The sequence below is a fragment of the Rhodococcus sp. IEGM 1351 genome (assembly GCF_030056875.1).
Taxonomy (GTDB): Bacteria; Actinomycetota; Actinomycetes; order Mycobacteriales; family Mycobacteriaceae; genus Rhodococcus_F; species Rhodococcus_F opacus.
Genome location: NZ_JASHKU010000006.1, coordinates 111,024 through 126,767 on the forward strand (window position 1 = coordinate 111,024; position 15,744 = coordinate 126,767).

Sequence of the window (15,744 nt, forward strand, 5' to 3'; positions counted from 1 at the left end):
CCGGCACGGTTCACGAGCCCCCACACACGAACAACAGGAGAACCTCAGTGAAGAAGACCCTGCCCGGGCTGGGCGCGCTGGTGACCAGCGCGTTGGTCCTGACCGCCTGCGGCGGCCTCGGCACCACAACCACGGATCCCGTGGCGAACAGCACCGATCCGGTGCCGGAACTCGCTCCGGACCAGAATGTGTCGATCGTGTTCGAAAGCTACAACTACGGTATGGCGGGAGCGTGGACCGACACCTTCAACGCCCTGATCGACGACTTCACCAAGCAGAATCCGAACATCCACGTCACAGCGCAGAAGCCGCAGGGCAACAGCCCGAACCCGGCCACCGACACGATCTCGAGCATCCAGAGCCAGACCGTGGCCGGATCGCCCCCGGACGTCGCGCAGCTCGGGTTCAGCGACCTGGACTTCACGATCCACCAGCTCGGCGCCCACTCGCTCGACGACCTTGTCGGCAAAGATGCGGTGCAGAAGAATTTCGACGGCGCGAAGCACTCGTACGCCCCGACCGCGCGCACTCTCGGTGACTGGGGAGGCGCCACCTACGGTGTGCCCTTCGTCTTTTCCACTCCCGTGTTCTATTACAACGCAACACTGTTCGAGCAGTCCGGGCTCGACCCGGCGGCACCGCCGAAGACGTGGGACGAGGTCGCGGCCGCAGCGGCCGCGATCACGACCAGAACCGGCAAGGGCGGCGTCTACCTCGACTGCCTGACCAAGACCTCGAAGGACTGGTGCTTCCAGAGCCTCGTCCGGTCCAACGGCGGGCGGGTCATCGCCGAGGACCGGTCGTCACTCACGTTCGCTGACGACCCCGCGGTGCAGGTAACGGAGATGGCCCAGAACCTGGTGCAATCGGGATCGACCCCCAAGCTGAGCCAGCAGCAGGGCTACGAGGCCTTCGCTCGCGGAGATATCGGCATGATCCTCGAGACCAGCGCGATCCAGGGCACCTTCGTCAAAGGTGCCAAGGACAAGTGGGACCTGCGCGCCACCACGATGCCCATCTTCGACGGCACGGCCCCTGTGCCCACCAACTCCGGGGCCTCCCTCTTCACATTCGCATCCGATCCCGCCAAGCAGCGCGCCTCGTGGGAACTGATCAAGTTCCTCACCAGCGAGGAGGCCTACACGAAGATCGCGCAGGGAATCGGGTACCTCCCGCTGCGCACCGGACTCGTCGACGATCCTGCCGGATTGCAGGAGTGGTCGCAGAAGAATCCGCTGCTCGCACCGAACATCGCCCAGCTCGGCTCGATGGAGCCGTGGATCTCGATGCCCGGCAACAATTACCTGCAGATCCGGGACGGCATGATGGATGCCGTCGAAGCGGTCGTCTACCAGGACGCCGACCCGAAATCCACCCTCGACGCCGCCCAGAAGCAGGCCACCGCGCTTCTGCCCACCCAGTGACCCCCGCCGACGTCACGGTGATTCACCTGACGGACACCCACATCCGCGCCGAGGGTGACCTCGTCCACGGCACGATCGACACCCTCGACAACCTCGCCCGCGCACTCGACCGCATCGTCGGATCCCGGCAGCGCGTGGACGCGGTGGTGTTGTCGGGCGATCTCACCGACAACGGGGCACCGGAGGCTTACCGGCGGTTGCGCGAGGTTGTCGAGCCGGCGGCCGCCGAACTCGGGGCGCAAATTGTCTACGCCATGGGCAATCACGACGACCGCACCGCCTTCCACACCGAACTACTCGGACTCGACTCCGGCAGTGGTGATCTCGAGGCCCCGCACGACGCGGTCCACGACATCCACGGTCTCCGGGTGATCGTGCTCGACAGCACCACACCCGGGAGACACGAGGGTTGGCTGACGGACGAGCAGCTGGCATGGCTCGACGAGGAACTGTCCCAGCCCAGCGGGCGGGGAACGCTCCTCGTCCTGCATCACCCGCCGATTCCGTCGCCGGTCGCCACGGTGAACTACCTCCGCCTCCAGGACCCCGACCGGCTCGCGGCTGTTCTGGCCGGCTCCGATGTGCGGATGATCCTCTGTGGGCACTCCCATCTGACGAGCTCAGGGGCGGTCGCGAGGATCCCGGTGTGGGTCGGCCCGGCCCTGTCCTACCGGGTGGACCCGATCGCGGGGGTGGGCAGCCACCGCGGCGTCGCCGGCCACGGCTTCAGCCGGATCGATGTCCTCGAATCCACGGTGGTCGCCACCGCGGTCGAGACGACCCCCGCCGAAACGGTCTACGACATCCCCGAACAGGACATGCTCGCCCGGTTGCATGCCCTCCAGCTCCGGGCGGGGTGAGGAGGCGATCGTGTTCGTTGCCGTACCGGATCTTGCTGACGCGACAACACCCGTCCGGGAACCGGTGGCGGTGCCTGCCATCCGTACCCACCCTCTGCGGAGGGTGGTGCGGGTGGCCGAGCCGTACCTGTACCTGACACCGGCTGTCGCATTGTTGGTCGTGTGGACCTACCGCCCGCTCGTTCAGGCGGCCCAACTCTCCACCTACTCCTGGAACCTGCTTCCGACCACCCCCATGGTTCCCGTCGGCCCGGACAACTACCGCCGGCTGCTCGAGCTGCCGGCGGTCGGTGACTCCGTCTGGCGGACAGTCATCCTCATCGTCGGTCTGTTGCCGTTCACGCTCGTGCTACCGGTGGTCGTCGGATTCGCCACCCGCGGCGTCCACGGCCGGGCCCGGGCGATCTACCAGAGCCTGATCTTCGCACCCTTTCTCGTCGCCCCTGTCGCGAGCGCGGCGGTGTGGCAATGGCTCCTCGACCCAGGTGCCGGAATCGTGAACCGGGTGCTGGGCTCAAACACCAATTGGATTCACGAACCGGCGACGGCGCAATGGGTGATCGTCGCCATCACCGGGTGGCATTTCATGGGTTTCGCCGTGCTGGTGGTGTCGGCCGGGATGGCCGGCATCAGCGGGGACTACGCCGAGGCCGCGCAAGTCGACGGGGCGACACGGCGGCAGATCGACTGGTGGATCACCCTGCCACTGTTGTCCCCCACCCTGGTGTTCCTCGGACTCATGACCGTGCTGCTGAGCGCGCAGTGGACCTTCCCGCTCATCGACACCCTGACCCAGGGCGGACCGTCGCAGGCGACGACCAACATCTACTACTTGTTGTGGGACTACGGGTTCCACAGCTTCGACGCGGGCCTGAGTGCCGCCGCGGGCATCATGCTGTTCGTCGGATTCGGTCTCGTTGCGGGTGTTCTCGTGTGGATCTCGGAAAGGATCTCGTTCCATGACGACTAGCCAATCACTCGCACCCGAGCCGTTGTGGCGGCGAGCACGGGGACATGCGGTCCTCGTCGCCATTGCCCTCGGGTGCATCTTTCCCATCTATTGGCTGCTTGCGACGTCACTGCGACGGCCCGACGACGTCGGCTCCCTCTCCCCCGTTCCGTGGCCGCTGTCATTGGGCAACTATGTGGACGCGACCGAGAAAGTCGACGTGATCCGCCTGCTCGCCAACACGTTCGCCGTCTCAGGCGTCTCAGCGGCTGGTCAGCTCCTCGTGGCTCTGCTTGCCTCGTACGCGTTCGCGATGTATTCGTTCCGCTTCCAACGGCTGATCTACCTTGCGTTCGTCGGAACCTGGTTGGTGCCGTTCCAGGTCACGATGCTCCCCAACTATGTACTGCTGTACCAAATGGGACTGATCAACAACCTCGTCGGTGTGATCGTGCCGACGCTGTGCTCCGCGCTGGGTGTCCTTATGCTCCGCCAGCACATGGCCAGCTTCCCGAAGGAACTGGTCGCAGCGGCCACACTGGACGGCCGTTCCTCGTGGTCGATCCTCTGGACCGTCGTGGTACCGAATCTGCGTCCCGCATTGGCGGCGCTGTCGATCCTGCTGTTCATCAATGCCTGGAACGAGTACTTCTGGCCCGCGGTGGTCCTGCAGCGCAGCAACGCCGTCGTTCAATTGGGGCTGAGGAGTTTCATGGGAACCGAGGGCAACGACTGGGGGCCGATGATGGCCGTCGCGGGTCTGGCATGCCTCCCGGTGTTCGCGCTCTACGTCGTCCTGCAGCGGCACATCGTCAACGCGTTCGTCCGATCCGGACTGAAATAGGTCTCGGAACATGGGGCGGAACAGTGACCGGGCCGCCCTCGCCGCGTTCCAGTTCGTCGGAATCGTCGACGCAGTCGAGGAAGGAGAACACCGCAGGATTCACCTCGCCGCCCCGCCATACCGCGTACAGGTCGATCGTCGGAATCGGATCGACCAATCTCACCGCCACAGTATTCACGCCCATCGCATCGAGTCCGCCCGAATTGGCGCGCGGCAGCGACGCGAACCCGACCAACGGCTTGACCGACACCATGTGAGCCGTCGCGCCCGGGTCGTCGGCGGTCTGAGCGACGTCGAGCGAGATTCGAGAATCGGACGCCGCGCCGAAGATGGAGTCGTACATAGCGGGGCACTGATCGCGCGAGAACATCACGCACCCCTGGGTCGCCAACTCGGCGAACGGAACCGCAGCCCGCCCCGCCCATCTGTGGCCCTTGCCTACGACGGCGACGAGTGGAATCTTCCTCAAGACCAGCCGGTACCGGAAGTCGGCCGTCCGCGGATGCCCGTACACCAGCGCTATGTCGAGCGTGCCGCCCGCGAGATCGACGAGCTGCGGTCCGGTTCGCTTCTCCCACAACGACACCACGACATCCGGGTGCTCTGCGCTCATCCGCGCCAGCGCCGCCGGCAGGACGTGCCTGCTGGCCGGCATGTTGTATCCGATGTCGAGGGTGCCGGAGCGGCCGTCCGCGGTGGCTTTCGCTATCCGCGTCGCCCTCTCCATGTGGGAGACGATCAGCCTGGCCTGTGTCACGAATTCCCGGCCCGCGGAGGTCAACCTGACCTCGTGCGAGTTCCGCGCGACGAGTCTCACACCGAGAGACTTCTCGAGCTTCTGTAGTTGTGAGCTGAGGGACGGCTGGGAGAGGTGCAGCCGCGAAGCGGCCCGGCCGAAATGTAATTCCTCGGCAATCGTGATGAACGCGACGAGATGTCTGAACTCCATAGTCACTCCCCGGCGACAGCGCCGCCTCGTGTCCGGTGGCTCGCTCTACAAGGCTAGCGTCGAGTCGAAACCGGGGGTGAACTACGCGAGTACGGCCTTCGCCGCGGACGTGACTTCTTATTTCTTGTCTTCGGCCTTGCCGACGCCTCCTTGATGCGCGGGTCCCACTCCGGAGTCGCTGCCCTCGGTCTCGGCGGCGTGTGCGGCGGGCTTCTCCTCCGCGGGCGAGGCCACCGCACCGCGGGGTGTCTCCCCGGGTTTCGGCGACTGCATTCCGCCGGAGTCCACATGGTCGTCGTGCTCCGGGCGTCCTTCCTTCGTGCTGGTCGTCCGGCCGTCGTAGGGCGGTGTGGCCGGCTCCGCGTCGCCGGGAGGCAGCGAGCCGCCGGCGGGCGCAGGGTTCGTGCCCGATTCCGCGGAAGAGGTGACCTCTTCCTGATCCAGAGACCCCGGCTTGCGGCCCGTCTGGCCTGCTCCGGCCTGGTCCGGTCCCGCGTCGCGTGAGCCCTTGGGGCCGCGCTCGGACTGTGGTTCCTCGTTCAACTGCGTGCCTGGTTCGGTGCCCATGATCACTCCTTTCCGACGTAGCACAACGCCGGATTCCTACTTCGTGTGTGATTGATATCTGTTGTAGCTATGCCCTGGGACGCGAATGCGAAACCGCGTCTCCCGATCGGGGCACGGTGTGGCGCTGCGCCCCTCCTGATTCGGTTTGCGAACGGTTGGGCACTCCGAGAAGAGCGGACCGTACAGCAACGATGCGGCGCCGATCCCACGGATTTTTCAGCGAGGAGCTACGCCCGTGCCCAAGAACAACCCGCCCATTCCCGGTACTCCCGGTTCCGGTACCCCGTCGCTCGCCGAGCCCACGGAACCCACCGAGCCGTTGCCTCCCAAGCCCGATCAGCGGGCTCCCGCGCTGGGAACCGCGACCGGGCAACCCGTCGAAGGTCCGGATACGGCCCGCGGCCAGCAGGGTGAGCACCTCACCACGGCGCAGGGCGCGCGGCTGTACGACACCGATCACTCGCTCAAGGCGGGAACCCGGGGACCGACCCTGCTCCAGGACCACCATCTCCGTGAGAAGATCACGCACTTCGATCACGAGCGGATCCCGGAGCGGGTGGTGCACGCACGCGGTGCGGCCGCCCACGGCGTCTTCCGCGGATACGGTTCCGCCGAACCGATCAGCAAGGCGGCGTTCCTCGGCAAGGACGTCGAGACGCCGGTCTTCGTGCGGTTCTCCACCGTCCTCGGCTCCCGGGGGTCGGCCGACGCTGTACGCGACACCCGAGGCTTCGCGACCAAGTTCTACACCGGCGAAGGCACTTTCGACCTGGTGGGAAACAACATTCCGGTGTTCTTCATCCAGGACGGCATCAAGTTTCCGGACGTCGTTCACGCGGCCAAGCCGCACCCGGATCGCGAGATTCCGCAGGCGCAGAGCGCGCACGACACGTTCTGGGATTTCGTGTCCCTGCACACCGAGGCCACCGCGCACACGTTGTGGAATATGTCCGACCGCGGCATTCCCCGCTCGTACCGGATGATGGAAGGCTTCGGCGTCAACACCTTTCGGATGGTGAACGCGGCGGGTGAGAGTTCGCTCGTCAAGTTCCACTGGAAGCCGAAACTCGGTGTGCACTCACTGGTGTGGGAAGAAGCGCAGATCGTCAACGGCATGGACCCCGACTACCACCGCCGCGATCTCGCCGACGCGATCGAGTCCGGTGCGTACCCGGAATGGGAGCTGGGCATCCAGGCGTTCCCGGACACCCCGGACCAGACGTTCGAGGGCATCGACCTGCTCGACCCGACCAAGATGGTGCCCGAGGAACTGGCCCCCGTGCAGCCGATCGGGTTGATGACGCTCGACGCGAATCCGACGAACTTCTTCGCCGAGACCGAGCAGGTGGCGTTCCATCCCGGGCATCTCGTTCCCGGGATCGACGTCACCGACGACCCGCTTCTGCAGGCGCGGTTGTTCTCCTACCTCGACACTCAGATCAGCAGGCTGGGTGGGCCCAACTTCGGTCAGATACCGATCAATCGGCCCCAGGCCGAGGTCAACGACATGCTGCGCGACGGCATGCACCAGACGGGAGTCCACCCGGGTGTCGCGCCGTATCGACCGAACTCCCTCGACGGCGGTTGCCCGTTCCTGGCCGGCGCGGACGCTGCCTTCGTGGAGGTTCCGGTGCCGATGCCGGAGTCGACGAAACTACGCGCCGCCCCCGCGAGCTTCGACGACCACTTCTCGCAGGCCCGACTGTTCTATGCGAGCCTGAGCCCGGTCGAGCAGGCGCACGTCGCGGAGGCCTACACGTTCGAGCTGGGCAAGTGCTACGAGCAGGTGATCAAGGAGCGTGCACTCGAGGTCGTCGCGAACATCGACCCCGGTCTGTGCGAGCAGGTGGCGACGGGTCTCGGCCTTCCGGCGCCAGCGCCGAGCGTCGCCTTCGACGTGGCACCGACGCCCAGTCCCGCGCTGTCGCAGGTCGGTGCCGAGTGGCCGCTGGACGGGAGGATCATCGGCATCGTCGCCGATGACGAGTCGGATCTGTCCGAGGTGGCCGACGCGGTCGAGATGATCGGCAAGAACAGCATGGTGCCGCTCGTCATCGGACCGCACGGTGGCGAACTGGGGTCGGGCAAGGGCGCCGTCCCGGTGTCCCGGACGTTCCTCACGATGCGGTCGGTGGAGTTCGACGCGATTCTCGTCGCGGCGCCGGCGTCGGACCCGCGGGTGCACGTGTTGCTGACGGAGGCATTCCGGCACTGCAAGGCGATCGGGGGTTGGGCCGCCGGTCGCGGCCTCCTCGAAGCCGCCGGAATCCCGGCCGAGGCTCCGGGCATCGTGATCGCCGACGACGCGTCCGCACTGTTCGACGGGATCACTGCGCTGATGAAGTCCCACCGGGTCTGGGAGCGTCAGGTGTGACGTGACCCGGTTGTGAAGTGAATGGTGTGGACGAGAACCGCGAGAACTTGCTGTCCGCGCAGTGCGCCGTCCTCGGTCGAACTACCCGGCGTCCGGCGCGTCCTCGACCTTGCGGCGCACACCGAACACCCGACCTCCGGAGCAAAGGATGAAAGACAACACGCCACTGCGGGTGGCGGTACCGTCGCCCGCCCGAATACCAGGAGGACATAGTCATGAACGAGCAGAACACGTCCGGACAAGCGCGCAAGGGTCTCCTCGACTCGGTCAAGGGCAAGGTGAAGGAAGTGGCCGGGGCCGTGACCGGCAACGACTCGCTGGCCACCGAAGGACAGCTGCAACAGGCGCAGGCGCAGCAACGTAGAGAGGCGAACAGTGCGGAGGCCGTGGCCAGGGCGGAAACCTCGCAGGCCGCAGAGGAACTCGGCCAGGTGCGTCGTGAGAGTGCCGAGGAACGCGCTGCGATCGGGGCCGAGACGGCGGCCGCCGAAGAAGCTGCCCGGAACCGGCAGCAAGCAGAGCACCGGGCCGCGGAGCAGCAACAGCACCGCCAGGTCGCGCAGGAGCAGTCCCGCGCGGCGGCCGACGCCCGCGACGAAGCGGCCCGGGCGGAGACCGTCGAACGGGCGAAGACGGTCGCCGCCGCCGAAGAAGCCGTCGACGCCACCGACGAACACCGGCGGGCTGTCCGTGAAGCGAACGCCGCCCGCGACGAGGCAGAACGAGTTCGGCGCGCCGCCGAGGGCCTCAGCAACGACGCCGGCCTGTCCTGATCCACTCCCTACGAATAATCGGAGATTCCATGAACGTCCTTACCGTCCCCATCACGCTCTTGCGGTTGCAGTACACGATCCTGCGGATTCCTCTGCAACTCGTCGAAGACCAGTTGATGTCCCGGCTGGCAACCGAATCGCCGGCCCGGCTGATGTACGAGCGCACTCTGGGCGTGCTCGACGGCGCCGTCGGCAGTGCACTCGGAGACCGTGACACCGAGCGGCGCGGCGACGCACTGACCGAGCGCAGCGACGCACTGGCCCGGGCGGCAAAACTCGAAGAAGAGGCTGCACGCACCGAGGCCGAGGCCGACACTGCACTGGAAACCAAGCGTAAGCAGGTTCAGAAGGAGCAGGCGGCAGCGCGCGAGGCGAAGCAGCGGGACGTCGAACAGGCACGCCGACGCGAGGTCGAGCGCAAACAGGCGGCTGAACGGGACGCCCAGCACCGCAAGCAGGTCGCGAAGAAGAACGCCGATCAACTTGCCGCCCAACGCACCCAGGCGGCAGAGGCCGAGCACCGCGCCGAGCAGACCGAACTCCGGGAAGCCGAGAAGGTGGCGGCAGGGCCGGCCAAGGCCCAGCTGAAGGACGCCGCGAACAAGCAGGACGAGGCAGCGGACAAACGTGCTCGTGCCGACCGCGCCGAGAAGCTGGCCGAGGCGGAAAAGGACAAGCGCCGCAACGAGACGGCAGTCAACGGGCAACGGTGATCTGACACTCAGGCTCGCCCGCCGCGAGTCCCGTCCCTTCTGAGTCGAGCGTTGTCGCTCTCGAGCCGGCTATTGGCCTCGACGAGGCGATCGTTGTCGCTCGCGAGCTCGGTGTTGAGGTGCTCGAGATCGAGGACGCGAGCGATGCCCGTCAGGTTGACCCCGTCCGCGATCAGCTCGGCGATGCGCCGCAAGCGAAGCAGGTCGTCGTCGCTGTAGCGGCGTGTTCCGCCGCTGGTGCGGGCAGGGTTTATCAGGCCGTGCTGCTCGTAGAAACGCAGCGCCTGGGTGCCGAACCCGGAGAGCTCGGACGCCACGGTGATGCCGTAGACCCCCTGTTTGGCTCGCGACTTGTCGTCGTTCGACATCGCGTCCTCCTCGAGAATCGAGTCCGCCGAACCCTCTTGCGAGGAGCTAGAGCGTTTGCTATAACGAATCTACAGCATTTGCTGAAGGTTACCTATCACGATTCGGGTTTCTGGAGGTGGAGACAATGTTGATGCGCACTGATCCATTCCGCGATCTCGACCGCCTGACTCAGCAGATCCTCGGCACCACGGCGCGACCGGCGGCCATGCCGATGGACGCGTGGCGCGAAGGCGAACAGTTGGTGGTCGAGTTCGACCTGCCAGGGGTGGACGCCGATTCCGTCTCGCTCGATGTCGAGCGCAACGTTGTGACCGTTCATGCTGAACGCCCCGCGCGCGCCGACAACCAGGAAATGCTGGCCTCGGAGCGACCGAGGGGCGTATTCAGCCGGCAGCTGTTCCTCGGCGACAACCTCGACACCGACCGGATCACCGCCAACTACCAATCGGGGGTGCTCCGGCTGACGGTCCCGGTGGCCGAACGCGCCAAGGCCCGGAAGATCGAGATCACCCACAGCGACGACAGAAAGGCCGTCAGCGCCTGACCCGCGCCGATCCGACACACAGCGGGAGGGATGACCACGATGGTGTACGCACAGATCAGCCCTTCGACCGTGGAAGCGGAACTGCCACAGGTCGAGTACGTGTGGGATGACCTCGAATGCCAGCTGTTGGCAGCCGAGGTGGACCTGATCTTCGCCGACGCGCCCGCACCGGTCCTCACGGACGTGGCACCGACTTCGACAACGGACGTCCCCGGCGAGAAGACGAGGCCGCCGCTGCACGCGGTGGCACCCACCATGCGGCGCAGGGGTCCGAACCCGGCAGTAGATGCCACCCAACGCTCTCCGCCGCACGGGAACACTTGACGTTGTCCATCCGTAGTCCCCGGCCTGCCGTTCTCGCGCTGGACGGGCCGGGGGCTACTTCGCGCTCGCACGCTGGGCATTCCCTCCGTGAGCTCCTTGCGTTGAGACGTACCGCGTCGCACGATATCTTTATCGGGAACCATAGATTAATTGGTGCAAACCACGCAGAAAGGGGTTTGGCGTGTCCGCGCACGGCGGCTGGGGCGGAGATGTCGAGGCGATCGGAAAGACACTCGACGCATTGCGTCGACTTCTCGAAGAAGAAGTGTCCGGACACACTCAGCTGCAACGACTGTGCGAGTGGGCCGTCGATGCCGTCAGCGGCGCGGAGATGGCTGGGGCGGTTCTTTCCTATGGCGCTGGGGGCAGTGGGTCGGTGGCGTGCACGGATCCTCGCATCGCCTCGATCGAGGGTGCCCAGATACGGACAGGCATGGGCCCGGGTCCTGTCGCTGCGGACACGTGCGCGGTACTGAGAGGTGAATTCGGTGAGGGGGTGATTCGGCGCTGGCCCGCGTTGGCGTCCGCGGTTGAAGCTGCTGGTTTCGAGTCGGGCAGTTTTCTGTGTGCTCCGCTGTCCGTGGGAGACGTCCTGGGATCGCTGAATCTGTACAGCCGCGTCGGCCGAGCCTTCTCGGAATTCGATGCTGCCCTGCTCCGGGTGTACGCCAGCCTGATTGCGTCGACGATTCGGCTCGCACGAGATGGTCGGGAGGCGCGTGAGGAAGCGGCGGGTCTGATCAAAGCCATGGAGTCGCGCAGCATCATCGAGCAGGCGAAGGGCATCGTCATGGCAACCGGGGGTGTGTCCGCGGACGAGGCCTTCGATTTCCTCGTCGTCAGCTCGCAGCAGAGAAACATCAAACTCGCTCGGCTGGCGAAGGAACTCGTCGATCTGACGTCCGGTGCCGACGGGGTGAAAGCAATTGCAAGGACACGGGATTACTCTCGCTCGCGGCAGGGTACTTCGATACTCACGTCCTCGTCGTGTCCGGACGCGACGACGGCCAGGCTCCCCGGTTAAGCCCATAGCCGGCGGAGCCGCCCACAAGGGATGTGGGGAGCGTGCGGACGGCGCGTCGGTGAGGGACCCCTCAACCGCGGAGCCTTGTCCCTCAACTCCAGCATCCGCGCACTCATCTCCTGAAGTTGTTTACGCCCCAGTTCTTCTCGTACCTTGGGGTACCACTCCTGCTCTTCTTCTTCGATATGATGCTCGACGCTTTCGATCAGGACGGTGGTCTTCGCGTCGAACCGCTCGTCGTCGGGTTCCATCGCTGCCAGCTCGACGACCAGCACGTCCGCGACGTGGTGCTCTTCGTAGGATTCGAGGATGTCGTCCTCGAGGTCGGGGGGGGGCGAGATCGCGCACTTCCGGATACATGCTCTCGTTCTCGATGTAGGTGTGCACCGTGAGGGCCTCGATGATCTCGTCGACGATGCGACCTTTTTCCACGCGGGCGTTCGGCCGTGACTGTTTCGCGATGGGGTGCTGGGGTACCACTCGGGAACAGGCATTCGAGTTCCTACCCTCCGAGAAAGGCACTCCATGACTCGACCGGTGCGTCATCGACGACGCACACACCATTCCGGCTCGACGCCCTGATCGTCGGTGCGGTGTTCCTCGGCGTCGCCATGGTCGCGCTCGGGTTCCGGCTCTCTCGTAACACCGCGGCGACCGCGTCCCGAGCCGGGACGCTGTAATTATCGGACCGTTCCCCAACTGGGGCGCCTTCCTGCAGCCATCCTTTCGACCGACCCGAGGAGTGGTAGTGAGCGATTCCGGCGCGGGGGACCTCAGCCGCACCATGGCCGAGCTGGCCCGCAGTGTCTCCGGCCCACGCACCCTCGACGAACGCCTGCGCGCTGTCACCGCCGCAGTTGTCGAGCTGATGCCGCACGAAACGTGCGCGGGCATTCTGCTCATCTCCGGTGGCAATAAATTCGAGACCGTCGCGCCGACATCCGAGCTGCTCCGAACGCTCGACCACGCTCAGCAACAACTCGGGCAGGGACCGTGTGTGGCGGCGGCGCTCAACAATCTCGTGGTGCGAAGCGAAGACCTTCGCTCGGAATCGCGGTGGCCGCAGTTCGCTGCCGCCGCCGTCGATGTGGGGATTCTCAGTTCGATGTCCTTTCAGCTGTATACGTCCGAAGGGAAGATGGGAGCACTCAACCTGTTTGCATTCTCGCCGAACGCGTTCGGTCCCAACGAGGAAGCAGCAGGCGAGGTTCTCGCCGCCCACGCCGCGCTAGCACTCACCGCTGTACGGACCGAAGAGCAGCTGCGATCAGCGGTTGCCTCACGCGACGTCATCGGGCAGGCGAAGGGAATGCTGATGGAGCGATTCGACATCGACGCGATCCGTGCGTTCGAGCTGCTCACCAGACTCTCTCAGGAAACCAACACCCGGTTGAGTGTTATCGCACAGCGGATTACCGAACGCAGATGAGAACCGGCCACGAACCACGAATCGGTGAAATCGCCCGTGCTCGAGTGGCGACCCGGCGGTGTCAAGCTCCCGCCCGTGCACGAAGCGCGGTCAACAGCCCACGGCGCGTGCCCGTGAGCGGATCGATCTGCGGGGGCGAGTCGGTGAACTTGCGTTCCGATGCAGTCTCGGGTGCGTCGTCGGCGGTTGCCCTGAGGAACTTGTTCGGCAGCGCCAGCTTGGCGATGGTCCGCCACGACTTGAAGTACTGCATCGGCAGCGAACCCGTCGTGTAGGGCAGGTCGTACTTCTGGGCCAGCGCCTGCACCCGCACGGAGATCTCACGCAGGCGGTTGCTCGGCAGGTCCGGGAACAGATGATGTTCGATCTGGTAGCAGAGGTTGCCGCTCATGAACTCCATGACCGGGCCCGCCTCGAAGTTCGCGCTACCCAGCATCTGCCGCAAGTACCACTGACCCCGCGTCTCGTTTTCGAGGTCCTTCGTTGTGAACTTCTCGGCGCCGTCAGGAAAATGACCGCAGAAGATCACGGCGTTCGTCCACACGTTGCGGATCATGTTCGCCGTCAGGTTCGCGGTGAAGGTCGTCAGGAACGCCGGACCGGTGAGCGCCGGGTAGACGACGTAGTCCTTGCGCACCTGGCGGCCGACCTTCCCGAGCACCTCGTGGCACCTGCGCTCGAACTCCTCACGATCGACACCGCCCGTAACCACCTTGCCGAGTTCGAGGTGCTGGAGGGCAACGCCGTATTCGAAGAACAACTGCAGCAACAGGTTGTAGACCGGGTTGCCGACGCTCAACGGCGTCCACTGCTGATCGCGAGTGACCCGCAGCATGCCGTAGCCCACGTCGTCATCCATGCCCAGCACATTCGTGTACTTGTGGTGAACGTAGTTGTGGGTCTGCTTCCAATGCTCCGAGAGCCCGGCGATGTCCCACTCCCAGAACGACGAGTGGATCTCCGGATCGTTCATCCAATCCCACTGACCGTGCAGCACGTTGTGCCCCAGTTCCATGTTCTCGATGATCTTGGCGGTGCCGAGCATCGCGGTACCCCCAAGCCACGCCGGTGGGAACAGGCTCGCGAACAACAGGGCACGCCCGCCGATTTCGAGTGACCGCTGCAGCCGGATCGCGTTTCTGATGTACCGGGAATCACTCTCCCCGCGCGAGGCTTCGATGTCTCGTCGGATCGTGTCGAACTCGATACCGAGAGCTTCGGCATCTGCCTCGGTCAGGTGGGTGTACATCTTGACATCCGAAATCGCCATGTCCTTACGCTACGGCAAGTTACGGAACCGTAGGTTACGCGCAGATGAGATGTGAGTTAGTTCGGAAGTCGTCGCCGGCGCGGTTTGGGTTCGGCAGCTGAGGGCAAGCTGTGCAGGAGGAGCGTTCGGACGACGATTCGGCTGACCGCTCGGGCCACACAACAGTCAGGAGACGTCATGCAGAAAGTGTTGATCTTCGCAGCGGGCGCGGCCGCGGGTTTCGTCCTGGGCACTCGGTCCGGCCGGCAAACCTACGAGAAGATGAGGCATCAGTCCCTCGAGCTCTGGCACAACCCCACCGTGCAGGAGAAGGTGAGCGAGGCGACGGAGACCGTGAAGGACAAGGCGCCGCAGGTGCAGCACAAGGTCGGCGAACTGGCGAAGAAGGCTACCCACCGTGGCACGGACACGAGCGCGACGGGCGCCCCGACCAACGGAGTGTCACTGGAGGACGCGGCGGGCCGCACTCCCACGGCCCCGCCGACCGTTACTTCACCGACGGAGGGCAAGCACACCCAAAGCCCGAACTGACCGGGTAGGCGGTGTTGCGGGCCGCTGAATTCTGCGCATTCCGACGTGAGTGCGCGGCATACTGTGGCAGTGGTTTCAGGGCGAGGATGGTCGAGCGCGCAGTGCCGTGGGTGTCGCTGTGGACACTGATGAGCTCCGTGGCTCGAATGCACCCCCACAGGGCGGAAGTTTCCGGTTCTACCTCGACGGCCAGCGCTGGGAATGGTCCGACCCCGTCGCCCGGATGCACGGCTACCACCCAGGCGAGATAGCCCCCACCACGGAACTGCTGCTCTCCCACAAGCATCCTGACGACCAACCTCAGGTCGCGGCCCTCTTCGACAAGATGATCCACGGCGGCGAGCCGTTCAGTAGCAAGCACCGCATCATCGACACCGAACGGCGCATCCACCACGTCATCGTGGTCGGCGATCGCATGCTCGACAAGAACAACCAAGTCGTCGGCACATCGGGGTACTACATCGACGTCACCGAAGCCTTGGAAACCGACCTCCGTGAGTTCAACGCGGCGCTCACCGAGGCCGTCGCCGAACTCGAACAATCGCGGGCGGTGATCGAGCAGGCCAAGGGTGCACTCATGCTCGTCTACGGCATCTCCTCAGAACGCGCCTTCGGCATCCTCACCTGGCGTTCACAGGAGACCAACACAAAACTTCATGCCCTCGCCGAGCGTTTCGTCGAGGCTCTCGCCGCCGAGGCGACCCTCCCCGAGTCGTTTCGCGCCCGGTTCGACCACTTGCTCCTGACCGCACACGAGCACCCCGACACCCAGCCGGGAGTACAGAACTGATCGTGGCCGC

General features: G+C 65.3%; 17 protein-coding genes and 1 pseudogene. 13 read left to right on the top strand and 5 right to left on the bottom strand.

The annotated features are described in order from the left end of the window. Nucleotides 1-47 precede the first annotated feature (47 nt). The 4 genes from QM806_RS12480 to QM806_RS12495 are packed head-to-tail and all read left to right on the top strand — an operon-like array spanning nucleotide 48 to nucleotide 4,077. Nucleotides 48-1,424, top strand: a complete 1,377-nt coding sequence (locus QM806_RS12480; protein ID WP_283291563.1) for an ABC transporter substrate-binding protein — start codon at nucleotides 48-50, stop codon at nucleotides 1,422-1,424. After that, nucleotides 1,421-2,284, top strand: coding sequence for a metallophosphoesterase (locus QM806_RS12485; RefSeq protein ID WP_005567902.1), 864 nt, complete (start codon nucleotides 1,421-1,423; stop codon nucleotides 2,282-2,284). The genes QM806_RS12480 and QM806_RS12485 overlap by 4 nt, the downstream gene beginning before the upstream one ends. Continuing rightward, a complete protein-coding gene (locus tag QM806_RS12490) occupies nucleotides 2,259-3,254 on the top strand; it encodes a carbohydrate ABC transporter permease (RefSeq protein ID WP_005567903.1) in 996 nt (331 codons plus the stop codon). Before QM806_RS12485 ends, QM806_RS12490 begins: the two co-directional genes overlap by 26 nt. Further along, entirely contained in the window at nucleotides 3,244-4,077 is an 834-nt protein-coding gene (locus tag QM806_RS12495; protein ID WP_005567904.1) for a carbohydrate ABC transporter permease, read from the top strand. The genes QM806_RS12490 and QM806_RS12495 overlap by 11 nt, the downstream gene beginning before the upstream one ends. Here the strand turns inward: QM806_RS12495 and QM806_RS12500 are convergent. After that, a complete protein-coding gene (locus QM806_RS12500) occupies nucleotides 4,046-5,026 on the bottom strand; it encodes a LysR family transcriptional regulator (protein ID WP_005567905.1) in 981 nt (326 codons plus the stop codon). The two genes, QM806_RS12495 and QM806_RS12500, sit on opposite strands and share 32 nt — an antisense overlap. A 117-nt stretch (nucleotides 5,027-5,143) precedes the next feature. Continuing rightward, nucleotides 5,144-5,593: a hypothetical protein gene (locus QM806_RS12505; RefSeq protein ID WP_043790345.1), complete on the bottom strand. Its 450-nt coding sequence runs from the start codon at nucleotides 5,591-5,593 to the stop codon at nucleotides 5,144-5,146. Nucleotides 5,594-5,828: 235 nt separating this feature from the next. Here QM806_RS12505 and QM806_RS12510 point away from each other — a divergent pair, with 235 nt between their 5' ends. The 3 genes from QM806_RS12510 (at nucleotide 5,829) to QM806_RS12520 (ending at nucleotide 9,453) form a co-directional block, all read left to right on the top strand. After that, nucleotides 5,829-7,967 carry a catalase gene (locus QM806_RS12510; RefSeq protein WP_005567907.1) on the top strand — a complete coding sequence of 713 codons (2,139 nt, stop codon included), beginning with the start codon at nucleotides 5,829-5,831 and terminating at the stop codon, nucleotides 7,965-7,967. 215 nt (nucleotides 7,968-8,182) lie between these two features. Then, nucleotides 8,183-8,740 (top strand): CsbD family protein, encoded by a 558-nt coding sequence (locus tag QM806_RS12515; protein ID WP_005567908.1) that lies wholly within the window; start codon nucleotides 8,183-8,185, stop codon nucleotides 8,738-8,740. 29 nt (nucleotides 8,741-8,769) lie between these two features. Continuing rightward, nucleotides 8,770-9,453: a hypothetical protein gene (locus QM806_RS12520; RefSeq protein ID WP_005567909.1), complete on the top strand. Its 684-nt coding sequence runs from the start codon at nucleotides 8,770-8,772 to the stop codon at nucleotides 9,451-9,453. Nucleotides 9,454-9,461: 8 nt separating this feature from the next. Here the strand turns inward: QM806_RS12520 and QM806_RS12525 are convergent, their stop codons facing one another. After that, a complete protein-coding gene (locus tag QM806_RS12525) occupies nucleotides 9,462-9,821 on the bottom strand; it encodes a MerR family transcriptional regulator (protein ID WP_005567910.1) in 360 nt (119 codons plus the stop codon). Nucleotides 9,822-9,946: 125 nt separating this feature from the next. On the opposite strand from QM806_RS12525, the gene QM806_RS12530 reads away from it, so the two are divergent. The 3 genes from QM806_RS12530 (at nucleotide 9,947) to QM806_RS12540 (ending at nucleotide 11,714) form a co-directional block, all read left to right on the top strand. Next, nucleotides 9,947-10,366: an Hsp20/alpha crystallin family protein gene (locus tag QM806_RS12530; RefSeq protein WP_005257842.1), complete on the top strand. Its 420-nt coding sequence runs from the start codon at nucleotides 9,947-9,949 to the stop codon at nucleotides 10,364-10,366. A gap of 39 nt (nucleotides 10,367-10,405) precedes the next feature. Beyond that, complete coding sequence (locus QM806_RS12535) at nucleotides 10,406-10,690, top strand: hypothetical protein (RefSeq protein WP_283291567.1); 285 nt, start codon at nucleotides 10,406-10,408, stop codon at nucleotides 10,688-10,690. Nucleotides 10,691-10,871: 181 nt separating this feature from the next. After that, on the top strand, nucleotides 10,872-11,714 hold the full coding sequence (locus QM806_RS12540; protein ID WP_005567912.1) for a GAF and ANTAR domain-containing protein: 843 nt from the start codon (nucleotides 10,872-10,874) through the stop codon (nucleotides 11,712-11,714). Here QM806_RS12540 and QM806_RS12545 read toward each other — a convergent pair. After that, nucleotides 11,711-12,152 (bottom strand): annotated as a pseudogene (locus tag QM806_RS12545) (hemerythrin domain-containing protein); the annotation flags it as partial. The gene QM806_RS12540 and the pseudogene QM806_RS12545 overlap by 4 nt on opposite strands. Before the next feature lie 310 nt (nucleotides 12,153-12,462). Here QM806_RS12545 and QM806_RS12550 point away from each other — a divergent pair. Then, the gene (locus tag QM806_RS12550) at nucleotides 12,463-13,143 is read left to right on the top strand and encodes a GAF and ANTAR domain-containing protein (protein ID WP_005257832.1); all 681 of its coding nucleotides are present in this window, start codon (nucleotides 12,463-12,465) and stop codon (nucleotides 13,141-13,143) included. Nucleotides 13,144-13,204: 61 nt separating this feature from the next. On the opposite strand, the gene QM806_RS12555 is transcribed toward QM806_RS12550, so the two are convergent. Next, complete coding sequence (locus tag QM806_RS12555; protein WP_283291570.1) at nucleotides 13,205-14,413, bottom strand: fatty acid desaturase family protein; 1,209 nt, start codon at nucleotides 14,411-14,413, stop codon at nucleotides 13,205-13,207. A 177-nt stretch (nucleotides 14,414-14,590) separates the two neighbouring features. On the opposite strand from QM806_RS12555, the gene QM806_RS12560 reads away from it, so the two are divergent. Together QM806_RS12560 and QM806_RS12565 are read left to right on the top strand one after the other, a co-directional pair. Beyond that, the gene (locus QM806_RS12560; protein WP_005567915.1) at nucleotides 14,591-14,944 is read left to right on the top strand and encodes a YtxH domain-containing protein; all 354 of its coding nucleotides are present in this window, start codon (nucleotides 14,591-14,593) and stop codon (nucleotides 14,942-14,944) included. 106 nt (nucleotides 14,945-15,050) lie between these two features. Next, nucleotides 15,051-15,734 carry a PAS and ANTAR domain-containing protein gene (locus tag QM806_RS12565; protein ID WP_005567916.1) on the top strand — a complete coding sequence of 228 codons (684 nt, stop codon included), beginning with the start codon at nucleotides 15,051-15,053 and terminating at the stop codon, nucleotides 15,732-15,734. Nucleotides 15,735-15,744: the final 10 nt, after the last annotated feature.

Excerpts from the sequence above, each read along its gene's own strand:
- QM806_RS12490 (WP_005567903.1), top strand. The coding sequence starts at position 2,259 with ATGCCCTCCAGCTCCGGGCGGGGTGAGGAGGCGATCGTGTTCGTTGCC.
- QM806_RS12495 (WP_005567904.1), top strand. The coding sequence starts at position 3,244 with ATGACGACTAGCCAATCACTCGCACCCGAGCCGTTGTGGCGGCGAGCA.
- QM806_RS12500 (WP_005567905.1), bottom strand. The coding sequence starts at position 5,026 with ATGGAGTTCAGACATCTCGTCGCGTTCATCACGATTGCCGAGGAATTA.
- QM806_RS12505 (WP_043790345.1), bottom strand. The coding sequence starts at position 5,593 with ATGGGCACCGAACCAGGCACGCAGTTGAACGAGGAACCACAGTCCGAG.
- QM806_RS12515 (WP_005567908.1), top strand. The coding sequence starts at position 8,183 with ATGAACGAGCAGAACACGTCCGGACAAGCGCGCAAGGGTCTCCTCGAC.
- QM806_RS12520 (WP_005567909.1), top strand. The coding sequence starts at position 8,770 with ATGAACGTCCTTACCGTCCCCATCACGCTCTTGCGGTTGCAGTACACG.
- QM806_RS12525 (WP_005567910.1), bottom strand. The coding sequence starts at position 9,821 with ATGTCGAACGACGACAAGTCGCGAGCCAAACAGGGGGTCTACGGCATC.
- QM806_RS12530 (WP_005257842.1), top strand. The coding sequence starts at position 9,947 with ATGTTGATGCGCACTGATCCATTCCGCGATCTCGACCGCCTGACTCAG.
- QM806_RS12535 (WP_283291567.1), top strand. The coding sequence starts at position 10,406 with ATGGTGTACGCACAGATCAGCCCTTCGACCGTGGAAGCGGAACTGCCA.
- QM806_RS12555 (WP_283291570.1), bottom strand. The coding sequence starts at position 14,413 with ATGGCGATTTCGGATGTCAAGATGTACACCCACCTGACCGAGGCAGAT.
- QM806_RS12560 (WP_005567915.1), top strand. The coding sequence starts at position 14,591 with ATGCAGAAAGTGTTGATCTTCGCAGCGGGCGCGGCCGCGGGTTTCGTC.